We start from the raw sequence: 14505 nt of genomic DNA on the forward strand, positions 1-14505 counted from the left end.
CCTCTCGTCGGGATCGGTGGCTACGACTGGGCGGCGGCCCGGAAGCCCCACTGGCGCAGGCCCTGGTCGAGCACCTCGACCGTCTTCTGGCCGGTGAGGTAGGAGTCGGGCGTCGAACGCCCGGTGATGAACGGGTAGTCGACGATCACCGAGGTGGTCTTGCCGAAGTTGCCGTGGTAGGCGCCGCCGGGGGCGGTCGCGTCGCGCAGGATGTACTCCAGCGGGTACGGCGGCGGGCCCATGTTGAAGTCGGTGCCGACGAACCCGGTGCCGTCGAGGTAGTCGTACTCGATGCAGTGCCCGGTGACGTGCTTGCCGCGGATGATGCTCTCGCGGTCCTCCTGGTCGCGGGCGAAGGCCAGGCAGGCGACGCCGTAGCACTCGGCGGCGATCGGGCGGTCCAGGTGGTGGAAGGCGAGGATCAGGTCGTGGACGCGCCAGTTGTTGGCGAGGTCGACGATCGGGCCGCTGCCGCCGACGATGAGGAGGGCGTCGTAGCGGTCGGCGATCTGGTCGCGGACCTTCTCCACGCGGCTGTTGTACGCCTCCCAGTCGCGCAGGAAGTACGGCTTCGAGCGGTAGGGCCGGTCGGGCAGCCAGGAGGACAGGTCGAGGGGGTTGTCGAGGCGGTCGGAGGCCTCGACGGCCTTGACCTTCGCCGCCATCTCCGGGGTCGTGACGGAGCGGCCGAGCGGCGGGTCGACGTAGTCGGGGTCCATGCTCGGGGGCAGCGCCACGGGCCGCTTGCCGGTCGGGGTGGCGAAGGTGAGGTGGTATCCCGCCTTGTCGAACGTCTCCAGGGGGCCGATCAGTTCCTCGCCCCAATAGCCGTACTCGGACAGGACGACGAGGATGCGCCTGCTCATGAGGTTCCTCTCGGTCGGCTCGGTCGGTGTTCGCTTCGGACACGCGAACTGCCGAACTCATGTCTAGTTTTCGGGGTTTGGCCGGTACCAGAAGGGAGGGCTCCGGGTGGCGCACATCCCGAAGTGGCAGACCGCACTACGGCAAATCGGGCCGTGGCCGGGACGGTTGTCCACTGCGCAACGAACGACGCCCCCCGCGCCGGGCGGAGGGCGTCGGATGCCGGTGTGCGGGGTCAGAGACGGAACAGCCCCGGGTCGGCGACCACGACGTCCAGGAGGACCGGGCCGTCGGCCGTCAGGGCGCTGCGGAGGGACTCGCGCAGGTGCTCGGGAGTCTCGATGCGTTCGCCGCGCACGCCGAAGCCGCGGGCCAGCTGGGCCATGTCGACGCCGCTGAGGTCCCAGCCCTTCTGCCAGGACTTCTGGTCCTGGAGGTAGTACTTGAGGGACAGATAGCCGGAGTTGTCGGGGATGACGAAGGTGACCGGCAGCCGGTGCTGGGCCGCGGTCCACAGAGCGTGCAGCGTGTACTGCGCCGAGCCCTCGCCGACCACGACCACGGCGCGCTTCTCGGGATGCGCGAGGGCGTAGCCGACGGCGCCGGCGAAGGGGAAGCCGAGGGCGCCGCTGGCCGTGGCGAAGTAGCCGTTGTCCGCGCCGAGCGGGATCTGCTCGTGGAAGTCGGCGCGGGCGATGGGCAGTTCCTCGAACAGCTGGGCGTCGGCGGGGAGTTCCTGGGAGAGGACGTGGAAGAGGTACGCCTGGGTGAGCGGCGTCGAGGGTTCGGGTACCGCCACGGGCTCGCGCACCGGGGCGAGTTCGACCCGCTCGCGCTGCTCCACCAGCGGCACCAGGCCCTTGACGACCGCGCCGGGCGGGGCCACGAAGCTGGTGTTCGCCAGGGTGGCCGCGGCGGCCTGCGGATTGTCCGTGACGTGCAGGAACCGTACATCGGCGGTGAGTTGAGGCCGAGGCGTCCGGTCCAGGTCCGCGGGTGCCGTCGAGAACAGGTCCCACGCCGTGAACAGCGTGAACGCGGGGCCGCCGAGGACGACGACCACGTCGTGCTGCTCGCCGAGCCGCTGGTTGACCAGTTCGGGGATGGGCGGCAGAACGCCGGCGAACAGGGGGTGGTTCTCGGGGAAGGCGCCGCGGTTCCACACCGGGGCGCCCCACACGCGCGCGTTCAGCTTCTCGGCCAGCGCGATCAGGTCGCCGCGCGCGCCCTGCGCGTCCACCGGACCGCCGGCCACCAGACCCGGCCGCTCGGCGCCGTTGAGCGCCTCGGCTATCCGGGCGAGGACGGCGGGATCGGGTACGACGGCGCTCTCCACCTCGGCGATCCGCACCGGCTCCGGATCGGCCGGGCGGACCCAGTCGTCCTCGGGGACGGCCACGAACACCGGGCCCTGCGGGGCCTGTTTGGCGATCTGGTAGGCCTGGGCGATCAGCGCGGGCACGTCCTGCGGACGCCCGGGTTCGCCGGCCCACTTGATGTACGGCTTGGGCAGCTGGGTGGCGTCCTTGGCGACCAGGAACGGGTCACCGAGGAGCATCTTGCGGGCCTGCTGCCCGCCGAGGATGACCATCGGGGTGTTCGCCGCGGCGGCCGTGTAGACGCTGCCCATGGCGTTGCCGAGGCCAGGTCCGCCGTTGATGAGGACGAGGGCGGGCTCGCCCGTGCCCTGGGCGTAGCCGTCGGCCATGCCGACGACCGCGGCCTCCTGCAGGCCCATGACGAAGCGGAACTCGTCCTCGGGCCAGTACTCGAACAGCTTCATCTCGGTGTGGCTGGGGTTGCTGAAGACGGTCGTCAGTCCTAAGGCGCGCAGGACGTCCAGGGTCGCGTCCCGCACGGTGCGGGCGGTGCTCGCCACTTCGGTCATGGTGATCAGGCTCCTGAGTTCCTCGGGTTTGCCTCGCGCTGTCCGCGCCGGTCATCCGGGCCGACCTGCTTTGCTGCTGGGGGTCCGGGGGCCCGCGGCGGAGCCGCTGATGTCACGCCCCGGGAAAATGCAGTGGTATCGGGGGGTTCGAGCGCCGCCACCGCGCTGAAGACGTGGTCCGGGTCGTAGCGTTCCTTGGTCTTCAGCAGCCGGGCGGCGCCCGGGCCGAACGCGGCCGCGGCGCGCCGGCTCTCCTGGGGGCCGAGCAGATTGGGGTAGCCGCCGGGCAGGGCGTGCTCGGCGAACGCGTTGGACACCTCGCGCGCCCAGCGCCGGTGCGGCGCGGCCCGGTCGGCGCCCTCCCAGGCCGCGGCGATCTCGACGAGCAGATGGTCCCGGCGCAGCGCGAAGGCGGTGTCCGCGGCCGGTACACGGGCGGCGGCGCCGTGGAAGTGGTGGATGTACATGCCGGAGTACGGCGAGGTCGCGCCGGCCGCCGCTTCGACGATCAACCCGATGGTGGCGTCGGTGAGTTCGGGCAGCCACTGGGTGCCCATCTCGTTGTGCCGGCCGTCGACGACGACCTGGTCGAACATGCCGAGGACGCCCGCGTACTCCTGGGGACAGACCTGTCCGGCCAGGGGGGTGCCGAGGGCGGTGAAGCGGTCGATGACCGGGCGGCCCCGGGCGATGTCGCCGCACCACACCGGCAGGACGTAGATCAGGGGCTGTCCGTCGGGGCCGCCGAAGAAGCCGGTCATGACGGTCAGTTCGTCCGCCGCCGAGGCGATGACCTCGCGGTAGCCGCGCAGGACGGAGGCGGCCTGGGCGAGGGGGTAGAGGATCATGCCGGCGAGGACGGTGCTGATGGGGTGCAGGCGTACGCGCAGTTCGGTGACGACGCCGAAGTTGCCGCCTCCGCCGCGCAGCGCCCAGTACAGGTCGGGGTTCTGCTCGGCACTGGCGACGACGGGACGGCCGTCGGCGAGCACGACCCGGGCGGAGACCAGGTTGTCCAGGGCGAGTCCGCACCGGCCGGCGAGCAGGCCGTAGCCGCCGCCGAGGGTGAGGCCCGCGAAGCCGACGGCCTTGACGGTGCCGGTGACGGGGGCGAGGCCGAGGGCCCGTGTGGCCTCGACGAGGTCGCCGGCCCGGGCGCCGCCCTGTGCCACGGCGGTGCGGGAGGCCCGGTCGACGGTGACCCGGCGCATCGCGGACAGGTCGATCATCAGGCCGTCGTCCGCACTCGCCCGGCCCGCCCAGTCGTGGCCGCCGCCACGGACGGTCAGCGGCAGCCGGTGGGTGCGGGCGATGCGGACCGCCCAGGTCACGTCCGTCTCGTCGGCGGGCCGCACGATGACCGCGGGCCGTGCGTCGACCGCGCCGTTCCACAGGCGCCGCGCCGCTTCGTAGGACGGGTCGCCCGGCGCGAGCACGTTCCCCCGCAGGGTGGTGCGCAGTGCGCGTACGGCGGCCGCCGACGCGGGAGTGGTCGTTGAGGGTGCCATGGCTCCCCCTTCTCTTCTTGTCGACAGGTGGGCCGGGCCGGCTCCGGATCCCTCACAGTCCTGGAGCCGGCCCGGCCGGGGAGGAAGACCGAGGAGAAAGCCGAGGAGAAGGCCTCAGCTCTCGATCAGCTCGTAGCGGCCGGGCTGTACGGTCTCCAGGTCGACGGCGGCGAGGAAGGCCTGGGTCTCGGGGGCGGCGAAGAAGGCCGCGATGGTGGCCTCGGCGTCCTCGGGGGAGGCCCAGTGGACGGTCACCAGGTACTCGCCGTCGGCGCTGCGGGCGGTCGAGCGGGCGAGGAAGCCGGGGCGGGCCTCCAGGTACTCCTTCTCCATGGTGCGGTTGAGCTGCTGGAACTCGGCGTCGGCGGCGGCGCCGGCCTCGCGCAGCTTGAACCGGATGGTCTCCACAGTGGTCATGTGCTCCACCTCTCTTGGGCGAGACGTGCGTCGAGGGGGCGGTTGAAGACGGGCGTGCCGGGCTGCTGCCGGCGTCCTCCCTGGGCGAGGGAGCCCGTCGGCAGGGGCGCGAATCCGAGCTCGTCGAGGAGCTCGGTGACGAGCCGGTTGGCCTCGGGGTCGTCGCCGGCGACGAACAGCGCGGTCCGTTCCTCGCGCGGTGCGCCCGGCCGGGCGAGGTCGAGCAGGTACTTGTAGTTGAGGGTGTTGACCGCCTTGACCACGCGGGCACCCGGAAGGTGGGCGGCGATCAGCTCGGAGGACGTGGTCCGGTCCGACTCGAGGTCGGGGAACGTGCCGTCCCTGCCGGGTGTGTAGTTGGTGGTGTCGACGACGACCTTCCCGGCGAGCGCGTCGGCGGGCAGGCTCTCGTAGGCGCCGAACGGGACGGCCACCACGACGAGCGGGTCACCGAAGGCAATGGCCTCCTCGACGCCGGCCGCCCGGGCCCGTCCGCCGAGTTCCGCGACCAGCCCGGCGAGGGAGTCGGGGCCGCGCCGGTTGGCGACGGCGATCTCGTGTCCGGCGGCGGTGAGCAGCCGGGCGAGGGTACCGCCGATCTCGCCGCTGCCCAGGATGCCGATCCTCATGTGCGGTCCTCTCAAGCGCCCGGGCGGTTGTACGCGTACGACTCGTTGGTGTCGGCCTCGTCGGGGACGAACTCGGTGACGACGTCCTTGGCGGCATGGATGTTGACCATGCGGGCCCGGCCGGGGCCGAGGTTGGCGAACTTGTGCGGCATTCCGGCCGGTACGACGCAGATGTCGTCCGGGGTCGCATCGACGCTCTCGCCGCCGGCCTCCAGCCGTACCGTGCCCTCGACGATCACGAAGATCTCCTCGTAGGGGTGGGTGTGGCTCGGGGGGCCGGCGTCGGTGGCGACGTCGACGATGAACGCCGAGACGCTGAGACCGGGATGGTCGCTCGCGTTGAGGATGTGGGCGGCCACCTCGCCGTTGATCTGCACGGTGGGCAGGCTGTTCTTCGCGATGATCTGCATGGGTCGGTCCTTGGGGTCCTCAGGTGGGATCGGCTACCGGGTCGGCGACCGGGGACACCGCCTGGACGGGCTCGTCGCCGGCCGGGCGCAGCCGCGTCGCGGCCCAGGTCGCGGGCAGCGCCACGACCATGACGATCAGGGCGAGTACGAACACCGAGCCGACGCCGTGGGCCTCCACGGCCCAGCCGCCGGCGGCCGCTCCCCCGGCGATGCCCGCGTTGACGGCGGAGGCGCCGAGGGTGGCGGCGAGGTCTCCGCCGGGTCCGGCCAGGGTGATCACCCGCAGCTGGAAGGAGGGCACCAGGCCGAAGCCGACCAGCCCCCATACGGCGAGCGCGACGGCGGTCAGCGCCGGGTTGTCGCCGACGTAGTGCAGGGCGGTGAGGATGAGGGCGAGCGCCACGTTGGCCACCACCAGGGTGGTGGCCGCCCCGCGGTCGGCGAACCGGCCGCCGCCGAACACGCCGACGGCGCTGGCGATGCCGTAGACCAGCAGGAAGGCACTGACCGCGCCGCCGGAGATGCCGGTGACGTCCTCCAGGTAGGAGGCAAGGTAGGTGAAGGCGGCGAACTGGCCGCCGAGCAGCAGCAGCCCGACGCCCAGCTGGGCCAGCACCCGTGGAGCGAAGGCGTGCCGGACCTGTGAGCCGAGCCCTGTCGGCCCGGTGATGCCGACCCTCGGGACGAAGGCGAGCGTGGCGACCAGGGCCAGCGCGCCGAGGGCGACGATCCCGACGAAGGTGGCCTGCCAGCCGACCGCGTTGCCGACCAGGGTGCCGAGCGGCACGCCGATCACGGTGGAGACGGCGATCCCGCCGAACACCATGGCCACGGCCCGGCCCTGCTGCCCGGCGGGGACGAGGTGTGCGGCGAGCGCGGAGGCGACGCCGATGAACAGGCCGTGGATGGCGCCGGTGATGACGCGCGCCACGATCAAGGCGCCGAAGCTGGTGGTGACGGCTGCGAGGAGGTTCCCGACGAGGAACACGGACAGCGCCGACCACAGCAGCAGATGGCGGCCGAGCCGGATGGTCACGGCCGTGAGCAGGGGTCCGCCGATGCAGATGCCGAGGGCGTAGGCGGTGACCAGCAGGCCGGCCGTGCCGACCGAGACGCCGGTGTCCTTGGCGATGAGGTTCAGGATGCCGACGATGACGAGTTCCGCCGTGCCGATGACGAACGCGCCCAGGGCCAGTGTTCCCAGGGCGAGTTGGGTGCGACGCGCCTGGTTGTCGTGCGTGTGTTCAGCGGTGGTCACGTGCTTCGCCTTCCGAACCGATGATCCAGTGCTCCTTGACCGCCATGTGGTGCAGATAGCGGGGCTGTACGAAGGTGACGAGGTCGTCCTTGGCCCTCGCGTACTCCTCGGAGGCCGCGGCCTTCTCCAGGTCTTCGAGGCTGTCGAAGGAGAGCAGGTAGGCGGCGTCCAGGAGGGCCTCGCCGATGGCGTAGGCGCCGTCCCGGGTGAAGCACTGGAGGTAGCGGCGCAGGCCCGGCACCTGGAGCATCAGCTCGGCGTGCTCACCGAGGCTGCGCTCCCGGAACTGCTCCACGGTGGTGCCCTCGGTGCGCTTGACCAGGGCGACGATCTTCACGCCGTCCTCGGGCGCCGGGTGGTCCCCGGCCCGCAGGACGTGTGCGTCGGTGTCGAGGACGACGGTGCGCCAGAAGGCGGCCCACTTGGGCTCGTCCAGCCGGGCGCCTTCCAGGAACTCCGGGGTCTGCAGGGAGGCGAGCTGGTCCTCGTCGTTCTCCAGCCAGATCTCCGCGATACCGCTCCACAGCGGGTCGTCCGGTTCCGGGCCGAAGGGGATACGGGTGTCGATCAGATACTTCTTGATCTGCGGGATCTTGCTCGCGTACTGCACCGCGTGCACGTCGACCCAGTAGTCCTGGAACTCCTGCTCGGACATTCCGGGTTTGGGATGGGCGAAGATCAGCTGGTGGATCATGGCGGTCTCCAGGGGAGTCGGTCGGCCGGAAGGGGAGTCGGTCGGGTCAGACCTTGTAGGCCTTCTTCACGTCCTCGGCGAAGCCCAGGTAGTCGCGCAACGGCCAGACCTCCTCGAACTCGAGGTACTCGCGCATCGGCAGCCGGCCGAGGGCGGTGCGGTCCAGTTCCTCGGCGCTCGGGGACTCGATGATGCCGATCACCCGCTTCTGCGCGGCGACCTTCCACAGGCCGACGGCGAATCCGGAGTCGAGGGTCTCCTGGGCGTGTTCGGCCTCTTCGCGCTCGATCTCCCAGAGTTCGTCCAGGGAGATCCGTCCCTCGTGGTTCCAGCGCATCTGGACGTAGAACAACATGGGGTTCCTTAGGGGAGTTGGGGTCACGCCGCCGCGAGTGCCGCGATCCGCCGGGTGATCGGGTCGTCGTCGCCGAAGACCTCGACGGCCAGGTCGAGCGGGGTCTTGCCGTCGTGGCCGACCAGGTCGGTGCGGGCGCCGGCGTCGAGCAGGACGGTCACGCAGTCGGCGTAGCCGTGCCACAGGGCGTCGTGCAGCGGGGTGTAGCCGTTGGTGGCGCCCTGGAAGTCCAGGTCGATGCCGGGGTGGGCGACCAGGTCGGCGGTGATGTCGGCGTGGCCGTTGTAGACGGCCTTGTGCAGGGGTACGGCGCCGAAGCAGGGCTCGACGGCGTTGATGTCGGCGCCCGCGCCCAGCAGCAGCCGGACGATCTCGCCGTGGCCGTCGCGGGAGGCGACGAGCAGCGGGGTGTGGGCGTCGTTGAAGCCGTTGAGGAAGGGGGCGCGGGCGTCCACTTCGGCGCCGTCGGCGAGGAGCCGGCGTACCGCCTCGGTGTCTCCGGCGGCGGTGGCGGCCATCAGGGGCTGGGCCTCGACGGCGCTCGCGTCCGCCTCCCTGCGCTCCTTCAGGAGCTGCTCGGCACGGAGCAGCTTGTCCTTGCCGAAGGTGTTGACGTTCAGCTCGTAGGCGAAGTGCTCCTCGAGCGAGAAGCCGTAGTGGGTGTGGAGCTTGAGGCCCGCGCCCTGGTCGAGGAGGTACTCCACGAGGTCCGGGTACTTGTACCAGAGGGCGTCCATCAGCGGGGTGTGCCCGGTGGTGGGGGCCACGGCGTCCACGAAGGCACCGGCCTCGACGAGCTGCCGGGTGACGTCCAGGCTGCCGCCCTGGCAGGCCTTGTGCAGCGCGGTCGCGCCGGCCCTGGTGTCGGCGGTGTGGACGTCGGCGCCGGACGCGATCAGCGTCTCGGTGGTCCCCGGGTCGGCCTGGCCGGCGGCGATCATCAAGACGGTGAGCCCTGAGGAGTGCTCGCGCGTGCTCGGGTCGGCGCCCGCGTCGAGCAGCCGCTGGACCTCCTCGGTGGCGCGGCCGCGTACGGCCGCGATGAGAGCGGCGCTCATGAGGCCACCGCCCCGCCCCGGATCGCCCGGATGATCTGCGAGGGGTCGGTGTGGGACTCCCAGCGGACGATGCGGCCGTCGCGGACGGTCAGCCAGTGCGTGAAGATGATCTCGAAGTCGATGCCGGTCTCCTTGACCCGGGAGATCTCGTGGATGATCCCGGCGGCCTTCTCGCCCTCGACGACGAGGTCGAGCAGCTCCTCGGAGATCACCTCGCACTGGCCGGCGAACACCCCGACGCTGTCGGCCACTTCGGCGCTGCTGTGCAGGGTGCCGATCCACTTCATGTCGTCGTTGTAGCCGGGCACGGGACGGTAGTTGATCCATTCGACGTCGTCGGCGAGGAGCCCGAGCGCGGTGCCGAAGTCGCCGCTCGTCAGGGCGGCGAACCACCGCTTGGCAACGTCCCGGGTCTGCTCGGTGAGGTCGCTCATGTCGTCTCCTTGTGGCCGTCTCGCGGCCTACTGGCTGTCCGGAGGGGTCATGATCTGCTGGTTGCCGTCCGCCCACAGCGCGGTCATCACCAGGCCGGCGATGCGCCAGCCGGACCCTCCGCGGGTCAGGTCGAAGCGGTAGCGGCCGCCGAGCGTCCAGCTCGGGCCGCCGTGCGCGTTGGGCAGCAGGTGGGTGGCCTGGAAGTGGGCGGTGAGGACCGCCTCGTCCCCGTGCACCTCGGCGATCTGGTTGCCGATCATGTGCTGGGTGGCCTTGAGGTGGCCGAGCCCGGCCCGCCAGTCGGCGATGACCCGGTCGCGGGTGCTGACCACCGGTTCCCCGCCGAACAGGCTCGTGTAGTCCAGGGTCACCTTCTCCGCGAGCAGGGCGGGCAGTGCCTCCCACTGGCGCAGGTCGACGTGCCACAGCATCCTGGTGCAGGTCTCGGTCACGTCGATCCGGTCTTCGGCGGAAGTCATCGGCAACTCCGTGGTGGCGCGCCCGGTCGGGGCGGGCGTGCTGGACGATCGGTCCCGGCCGACGCTAGTGACGGTGCCGGAGGGGAGGTCCCGGCGCCGCGGCCGCCCGGCGCACTCTGCGAGCTCCACCTGGGTACTACGTCAGTTCATTCGAACTGACCGCTCACTTGACGCAGTGTCATCGACCGTGTGACAGAGTGCCGGAACCGGCGGCGCGGCGCCGCGCGGGCGAGGAGCCGGCTGGGGACGGTGGGACGACCGGATCGACCCACATCGACCACGAGGAGGCACTGATGGTGAACAGCAGCGCACTGCGGACCACGTCCGCAGAGGACGACGGCTGGGGTCTGGTCGGCTGAGCATGCATATCGGAGCAGTTTTCCCGCAGACGGAGATCGGCGCGGACCCGGGCGCGGTGCGCGCCTGGGCCGAGGCCGTGGAGGAACTGGGCTTCCGGCACGTGGTCGCCTTCGACCACGTGCTCGGCGCGGGCACCGCCGGCCGCCCCGGCTGGTACGGCTACACCAGCGAGGACCTCTTCCACGAGGTCTTCGTGCTGTTCGGCTATCTCGCCGGGGTCACCCGCACCCTGGAGCTCGTCACCGGGGTCCTGGTGCTGCCGCAGCGGCAGACCGCCCTGGTGGCCAAGCAGGCCGCCGAGGTGGACGTGCTCAGCGGCGGCCGGCTGCGGCTGGGCGTGGGCATCGGCTGGAACCGGGTGGAGTACGACAGCCTCGGCGCGACGTTCACCGACCGCGGCGCCCGCAGCGCCGAACAGGTCGAGGTGCTACGTGCGTTGTGGGCGCAGCCCACGGTCACCTATGAGGGGCGCTGGCATCGCATCGAGGACGCGGGGATCCTGCCGCGGCCGGTGCGGGGGCGTATTCCGGTGTGGTTCGGGGGCAACGCGGAGGCGGTGCTGCGGCGGGCCGGCACCCTGGGTGACGGCTGGCTCCCTCAGCGCCCACCGGATGAGACGGCGCGGGGCATGGTGCAGAGGGTGCGGACGTATGCCTTGCAGGCCGGCCGTGATCCCGGTGCGGTCGGGTTTGAGGCGCGCCTCAAGCTTGCGGAGGTGCCGCGGGCCGCGTGGGCGGATTTCGTTGCTGGTTGGCGGGACTTGGGGGCGACGCATCTTTGTCTGAGCACCATGGGGTTGGGTCTGGCGACCGTGGACGATCACATTCGGATGCTCGGCAGTACGTTGCGGGAATTGGGGCCAGTCGCTTGTGACTGAGTCCGCGGGTTAGTGGGTGCTTGTCGCGCCCACGCGGCGGAGCCGCATATCGATACAGCCCCGCGCCCCTGAAGGGGCGCTCCTGCACGCCGGCGCTTATTGTCAGCGCCCGTATTCCTCAGCCAGGAAGCGGATCGACTGGTCCGTGAACACCCGCATCTCGCGCGTCAGGTTCTTTCCTCGCCGCCAAGCAAGTTGCGTGAACACCTCGAACGGGATGTCCCAGTCCAGTTTCACGAGAATGCCGGCGTCCAATGTGTCCTGTACGCAGGCCGTCGGCAGCAGGCTGATGCCGAGACCCGCCGCCACCCCCCGCTTGATGGACTCGATCGTGCCGAACTCCAGGAACGGCAGCGCCTCCCCCGTGCCGTCGTTCAGTTCGGCCTCGAACAGTTCCCGGTAGGCGCAGCCCGCCTCCGCCGAGATGACCTGGGTGCGGCGGAGTTCCTCGGTGGTCACCTTCGGGAGCTGGGTGAGCGGATGGTCGGGGGCGGCCACCACGGTCAGGGGTTCGGAGCCGAGGACTTCCGTCTGGACGCCCGGGTGCTGTGTCTCGGCCTCCATGAGGAAGCCCATGTCGAACATTCCCTGCCGCAGGGCATGGCAGGTCTCCGCGCACAGGCTCGGGCGCAGCACGATGTGCAGGGCGGGGTAGCGGTGGTGGAAGAACTCCAGCAGCGGCGGCATCCGGTAGGACGTGATGCTCTCCATCGAGCCGATGGTGAGCACTCCGGAGGGGTCCCCGGAGCCGACCGTGGCGCCGCGGGCCTCGCCGGCCAGGGCCAGCATCTGCTCGGCGTAGGGCAGCAGCCGCTGGCCCGCCTCGGTGAGCTGGATGCGGCCGCCGAGGCGGTCGAAGAGATCGACGCCCAGGGACATCTCGAGTCCCTTTATCTGGCTGGTGACACTGGACTGCGCATACTTCAGTTCCGTCGCCGCCTTCGAGAAACTGAGCAGCGTGGCCACCTTGTGGAACGCCGCCAGCTGCCTGATATCCATGGTGTTCTCCTGCATGGGCCGACAACGGATGGATTTCCTGTTCCAGCGAATCACCGGACGGGTACGGGCGCCATGTCCCGGCGCTGTCCCCTTGGGGACAGGCGACGTCAGCTAGCGGCCAACATCTCCGTTTTCCCGGCCCCCGCCGTGCTCCCGGTTCTCGCGGCCGATTATCAGGCCTGCCTGGAATCGGCTGACCGCCCCCATTTCCTCCATGACGGCGGAGATGTGGCGGCGGCAGGTCCGGGTCGCCATGCCGAGCCTGCGCGCAATGACCTCGTCCTTCAGCCCGAGGGCCATGAGGCGAATGATGGAGTGCCGTACTTCTTCCGCGACTTGCGGGTATTCGGCGGTCTGCTGGTCCACCTCGAAGGAGCGGCCGATCTGCCACACCGACTCGAAGGTGCGGGCCAGATAGTCCACGACCGTCGGTTCGGTGATGACGGCGGCGCCGGGCGGCTGCCGGCCGGTGCGCTCCTTGGGGATGAAGGCGATCCTGCGGTCGTAGATGATGAGCCGCTCGGAGAGTTCGTCGACGGTGCGCACCTCGGCGCCGCGTCGGCTGATCTCCTGGACGTAGGTGCGGGTGGCGAGGCTGGTGCGGGCGGTGTGCTGGTAGAGGGTGCGCACGCGGACGCCTCGGCGTAGCAGTTCCAGGGTGTGTTCCCGGTCGGCCTCGAGGAGTTCGGGTGGGCGGCCGCCGCCGGACTGCAGGCTCATGCGTTCCTGGGTGCAGCCGTAGCGGGCCCGGTCGATCTCGCGGCGCACCTCCTCGACGTCGTCGAGAACGGTGATGGGCACGTCGGCCGGCAAGCCGCCCGGCCGGGCGCGGTAGTCGGCGGCGAGTGAGCGCAACTCCTCGTGGATACGGCCGATCTCGCGTCGGCGGCGGCCGATCTCCACCTCCAGCGGCGTGACCAGTTCGGCCTCGGCGACCTCGGGGTCGAGGGGGACGACGGGGCGCCCGGGTGCGCTCGGGCTGAGCAGGTGCAGGTCCTGGAGGGACTTGCGTATCTCCTCGACCGCGGTGGTGTCCGCAGCGAGGGCGGTGGCGATCTCCTCGTCGTCGAAGCGGCCCTTCTGCAGAGCCGTTTCGTAGGCCTTGACCGCGAGGTCGCCGAGAAGAGGAATCTCGTCCGTCAATTCCTCACCCCCCAACACACCCGAGCCCAGGTCGGTGCGTCGCCGCGCACCGCGTCTTGCCGTTTCACCCTAGGACGCCTCGCCCGGCCCGAACTCCCGTGCGGGTTCCGTCGGCTTGAGAGCGTTAGGTACGGCACCGCATTCAGTAATGAACGCGCCGGTCCTCAGGCGTGGCCCGGTAACGCACGTTCCACAGGTTGCGGCGGATGTAGGTGCGTTGGAGCCAGCGGTCGCGGCCGTCGTGACGGGCACGGAAGACGGAACGCGCGTGGACGCCCTTGCGGTTGTTGATCAGCAGGGCCTGGCCGGGTTCCAGCCGTACTGTGTGGGCGACGGACCGGCAGGCTTCCTGCAGTGCGTCGAGGGCGGTCCGGGCGCCGCTGGTGAGCGGTCGGGTGCCGTTCGCGGAGACGGTGATCTCCGGGAAATGGGGGGCGCCGCTGAGAATGGGCACCGGTTCGGACAGCACCTCCTCCCCCACACTGCGGGTGTAGCTGCCGGGGGCGTTGAGCCGGTACAGCGGGCTGCGCAGGGTCTCGACCAGCGGGTCCGGCAGGTGCCGGCACAGGTCGCGAGCGTCGGCGTAGTACGTGTGGGCGTCGTTGCCGGGGGCGCCACGCAGGCAGTTGAGGACGAGGAAGTCCGGGTTGGCGACGTCGTAGCGGCCGGTGGTGTCGTAGGTGATGTCGCTGTGGAAGTTGAGGAAGACCGCGGAGCCCTGGTTGGTCTGCGCGCGGGCGCCCTCCTGGACCGGGACGACGTCGTGGACGAGTCGGCCGGCCTTCTCGGTGAGCACGCCGATCGGCTCGCCCAGCAGTCCGGTCAGGCCGAGCAGCACGCCTTCGGCGACGAAGCTGTTCTTGGCGGCGGAAGGTCCACCGTCGACCGGGGTCGGCGGCAGGTCCGCGTCCAGCGGCAGGTTGCGTACGAGCATCACGCCCGGGGAGTCGTTGTGCCGGCCGAAGTCCATGAGCTGCTGGAGGAGTTCGGTGGGCAGGGCGGCGAAGATGCGGTGGTAGCGGGTCAGGGCCCGGTCGACGTCCGTGGTCGGGTCGGGCAGCAGACACAGCTCCGCACCGATGGTGTCGCGCACCTGGTCGGGCATTTCGAGGTCGGCGAAGGTCAAGGCGG

17 protein-coding genes are annotated in these 14505 nt (G+C 70.8%); 2 read left to right on the plus strand and 15 right to left on the minus strand.

Translation table 11 applies throughout. The features are described from left to right. Positions 1-20: 20 nt before the first annotated feature. From ACFY1E_RS14815 to ACFY1E_RS14870, 12 genes are all read right to left on the minus strand, one after another. Positions 21-866 carry a type 1 glutamine amidotransferase domain-containing protein gene (locus ACFY1E_RS14815; RefSeq protein ID WP_389075561.1) on the minus strand — a complete coding sequence of 282 codons (846 nt, stop codon included), beginning with the start codon at positions 864-866 and terminating at the stop codon, positions 21-23. 233 nt (positions 867-1099) lie between these two features. Beyond that, complete coding sequence (gene mdlC / locus ACFY1E_RS14820) at positions 1100-2752, minus strand: benzoylformate decarboxylase (RefSeq protein ID WP_389075564.1); 1653 nt, start codon at positions 2750-2752, stop codon at positions 1100-1102. Positions 2753-2757: 5 nt separating this feature from the next. Continuing rightward, a complete protein-coding gene (locus ACFY1E_RS14825; RefSeq protein ID WP_389075566.1) occupies positions 2758-4260 on the minus strand; it encodes an FAD-binding oxidoreductase in 1503 nt (500 codons plus the stop codon). A 114-nt stretch (positions 4261-4374) separates the two neighbouring features. After that, positions 4375-4677, minus strand: coding sequence for a hypothetical protein (locus tag ACFY1E_RS14830; protein ID WP_351466074.1), 303 nt, complete (start codon positions 4675-4677; stop codon positions 4375-4377). Further along, positions 4674-5306: an NADPH-dependent F420 reductase gene (locus ACFY1E_RS14835; protein WP_389075569.1), complete on the minus strand. Its 633-nt coding sequence runs from the start codon at positions 5304-5306 to the stop codon at positions 4674-4676. Before ACFY1E_RS14835 ends, ACFY1E_RS14830 begins: the two co-directional genes overlap by 4 nt. An 11-nt stretch (positions 5307-5317) precedes the next feature. Next, complete coding sequence (locus tag ACFY1E_RS14840; RefSeq protein ID WP_389075571.1) at positions 5318-5716, minus strand: cupin domain-containing protein; 399 nt, start codon at positions 5714-5716, stop codon at positions 5318-5320. Positions 5717-5735: 19 nt separating this feature from the next. Then, the gene (locus ACFY1E_RS14845; protein ID WP_389075573.1) at positions 5736-6974 is read right to left on the minus strand and encodes an MFS transporter; all 1239 of its coding nucleotides are present in this window, start codon (positions 6972-6974) and stop codon (positions 5736-5738) included. Then, on the minus strand, positions 6961-7668 hold the full coding sequence (locus tag ACFY1E_RS14850) for an EthD family reductase (RefSeq protein WP_389075574.1): 708 nt from the start codon (positions 7666-7668) through the stop codon (positions 6961-6963). The genes ACFY1E_RS14845 and ACFY1E_RS14850 overlap by 14 nt, the downstream gene beginning before the upstream one ends. A 46-nt stretch (positions 7669-7714) precedes the next feature. Next, complete coding sequence (locus ACFY1E_RS14855) at positions 7715-8023, minus strand: muconolactone Delta-isomerase (protein ID WP_030947702.1); 309 nt, start codon at positions 8021-8023, stop codon at positions 7715-7717. Between the two features lie 23 nt (positions 8024-8046). Continuing rightward, positions 8047-9081 (minus strand): ankyrin repeat domain-containing protein, encoded by a 1035-nt coding sequence (locus tag ACFY1E_RS14860; protein ID WP_389075576.1) that lies wholly within the window; start codon positions 9079-9081, stop codon positions 8047-8049. Then, positions 9078-9515 (minus strand): nuclear transport factor 2 family protein, encoded by a 438-nt coding sequence (locus tag ACFY1E_RS14865; protein WP_389075579.1) that lies wholly within the window; start codon positions 9513-9515, stop codon positions 9078-9080. Before ACFY1E_RS14865 ends, ACFY1E_RS14860 begins: the two co-directional genes overlap by 4 nt. Before the next feature lie 27 nt (positions 9516-9542). Continuing rightward, entirely contained in the window at positions 9543-9995 is a 453-nt protein-coding gene (locus tag ACFY1E_RS14870; protein ID WP_389075581.1) for a nuclear transport factor 2 family protein, read from the minus strand. Between the two features lie 197 nt (positions 9996-10192). Here ACFY1E_RS14870 and ACFY1E_RS14875 point away from each other — a divergent pair, with 197 nt between their 5' ends. Together ACFY1E_RS14875 and ACFY1E_RS14880 are read left to right on the plus strand one after the other, a co-directional pair. Beyond that, positions 10193-10354: a hypothetical protein gene (locus tag ACFY1E_RS14875; protein WP_389075583.1), complete on the plus strand. Its 162-nt coding sequence runs from the start codon at positions 10193-10195 to the stop codon at positions 10352-10354. Positions 10355-10356: 2 nt separating this feature from the next. Then, a complete protein-coding gene (locus ACFY1E_RS14880; RefSeq protein ID WP_389075585.1) occupies positions 10357-11232 on the plus strand; it encodes an LLM class F420-dependent oxidoreductase in 876 nt (291 codons plus the stop codon). Between the two features lie 102 nt (positions 11233-11334). Here the strand turns inward: ACFY1E_RS14880 and ACFY1E_RS14885 are convergent, their stop codons facing one another. From ACFY1E_RS14885 to ACFY1E_RS14895, 3 genes are all read right to left on the minus strand, one after another. After that, positions 11335-12231: a LysR family transcriptional regulator gene (locus ACFY1E_RS14885; RefSeq protein ID WP_351466051.1), complete on the minus strand. Its 897-nt coding sequence runs from the start codon at positions 12229-12231 to the stop codon at positions 11335-11337. A 111-nt stretch (positions 12232-12342) separates the two neighbouring features. Then, entirely contained in the window at positions 12343-13374 is a 1032-nt protein-coding gene (locus tag ACFY1E_RS14890; protein WP_389075588.1) for a LuxR C-terminal-related transcriptional regulator, read from the minus strand. Positions 13375-13516: 142 nt separating this feature from the next. Further along, on the minus strand, positions 13517-14500 hold the full coding sequence (locus tag ACFY1E_RS14895; protein ID WP_389075591.1) for a TauD/TfdA family dioxygenase: 984 nt from the start codon (positions 14498-14500) through the stop codon (positions 13517-13519). Between the last annotated feature and the right edge of the window lie 5 nt (positions 14501-14505).

The sequence above is a fragment of the Streptomyces sp. NPDC001604 genome (assembly GCF_042893475.1).
Classification (GTDB): domain Bacteria; phylum Actinomycetota; class Actinomycetes; order Streptomycetales; family Streptomycetaceae; genus Streptomyces.

What these genes read in the sequence shown, in the direction of transcription:
- ACFY1E_RS14880 (WP_389075585.1), top strand. Translation starts at nt 10,357, where the DNA reads ATGCATATCGGAGCAGTTTTCCCGCAGACGGAGATCGGCGCGGACCCG.
- ACFY1E_RS14855 (WP_030947702.1), bottom strand. Translation starts at nt 8,023, where the DNA reads ATGTTGTTCTACGTCCAGATGCGCTGGAACCACGAGGGACGGATCTCC.
- ACFY1E_RS14840 (WP_389075571.1), bottom strand. Translation starts at nt 5,716, where the DNA reads ATGCAGATCATCGCGAAGAACAGCCTGCCCACCGTGCAGATCAACGGC.
- ACFY1E_RS14885 (WP_351466051.1), bottom strand. Translation starts at nt 12,231, where the DNA reads ATGGATATCAGGCAGCTGGCGGCGTTCCACAAGGTGGCCACGCTGCTC.
- ACFY1E_RS14850 (WP_389075574.1), bottom strand. Translation starts at nt 7,668, where the DNA reads ATGATCCACCAGCTGATCTTCGCCCATCCCAAACCCGGAATGTCCGAG.
- ACFY1E_RS14835 (WP_389075569.1), bottom strand. Translation starts at nt 5,306, where the DNA reads ATGAGGATCGGCATCCTGGGCAGCGGCGAGATCGGCGGTACCCTCGCC.
- ACFY1E_RS14825 (WP_389075566.1), bottom strand. Translation starts at nt 4,260, where the DNA reads ATGGCACCCTCAACGACCACTCCCGCGTCGGCGGCCGCCGTACGCGCA.
- ACFY1E_RS14815 (WP_389075561.1), bottom strand. Translation starts at nt 866, where the DNA reads ATGAGCAGGCGCATCCTCGTCGTCCTGTCCGAGTACGGCTATTGGGGC.
- ACFY1E_RS14870 (WP_389075581.1), bottom strand. Translation starts at nt 9,995, where the DNA reads ATGACTTCCGCCGAAGACCGGATCGACGTGACCGAGACCTGCACCAGG.
- ACFY1E_RS14865 (WP_389075579.1), bottom strand. Translation starts at nt 9,515, where the DNA reads ATGAGCGACCTCACCGAGCAGACCCGGGACGTTGCCAAGCGGTGGTTC.
- mdlC (WP_389075564.1), bottom strand. Translation starts at nt 2,752, where the DNA reads ATGACCGAAGTGGCGAGCACCGCCCGCACCGTGCGGGACGCGACCCTG.
- ACFY1E_RS14830 (WP_351466074.1), bottom strand. Translation starts at nt 4,677, where the DNA reads ATGACCACTGTGGAGACCATCCGGTTCAAGCTGCGCGAGGCCGGCGCC.
- ACFY1E_RS14860 (WP_389075576.1), bottom strand. Translation starts at nt 9,081, where the DNA reads ATGAGCGCCGCTCTCATCGCGGCCGTACGCGGCCGCGCCACCGAGGAG.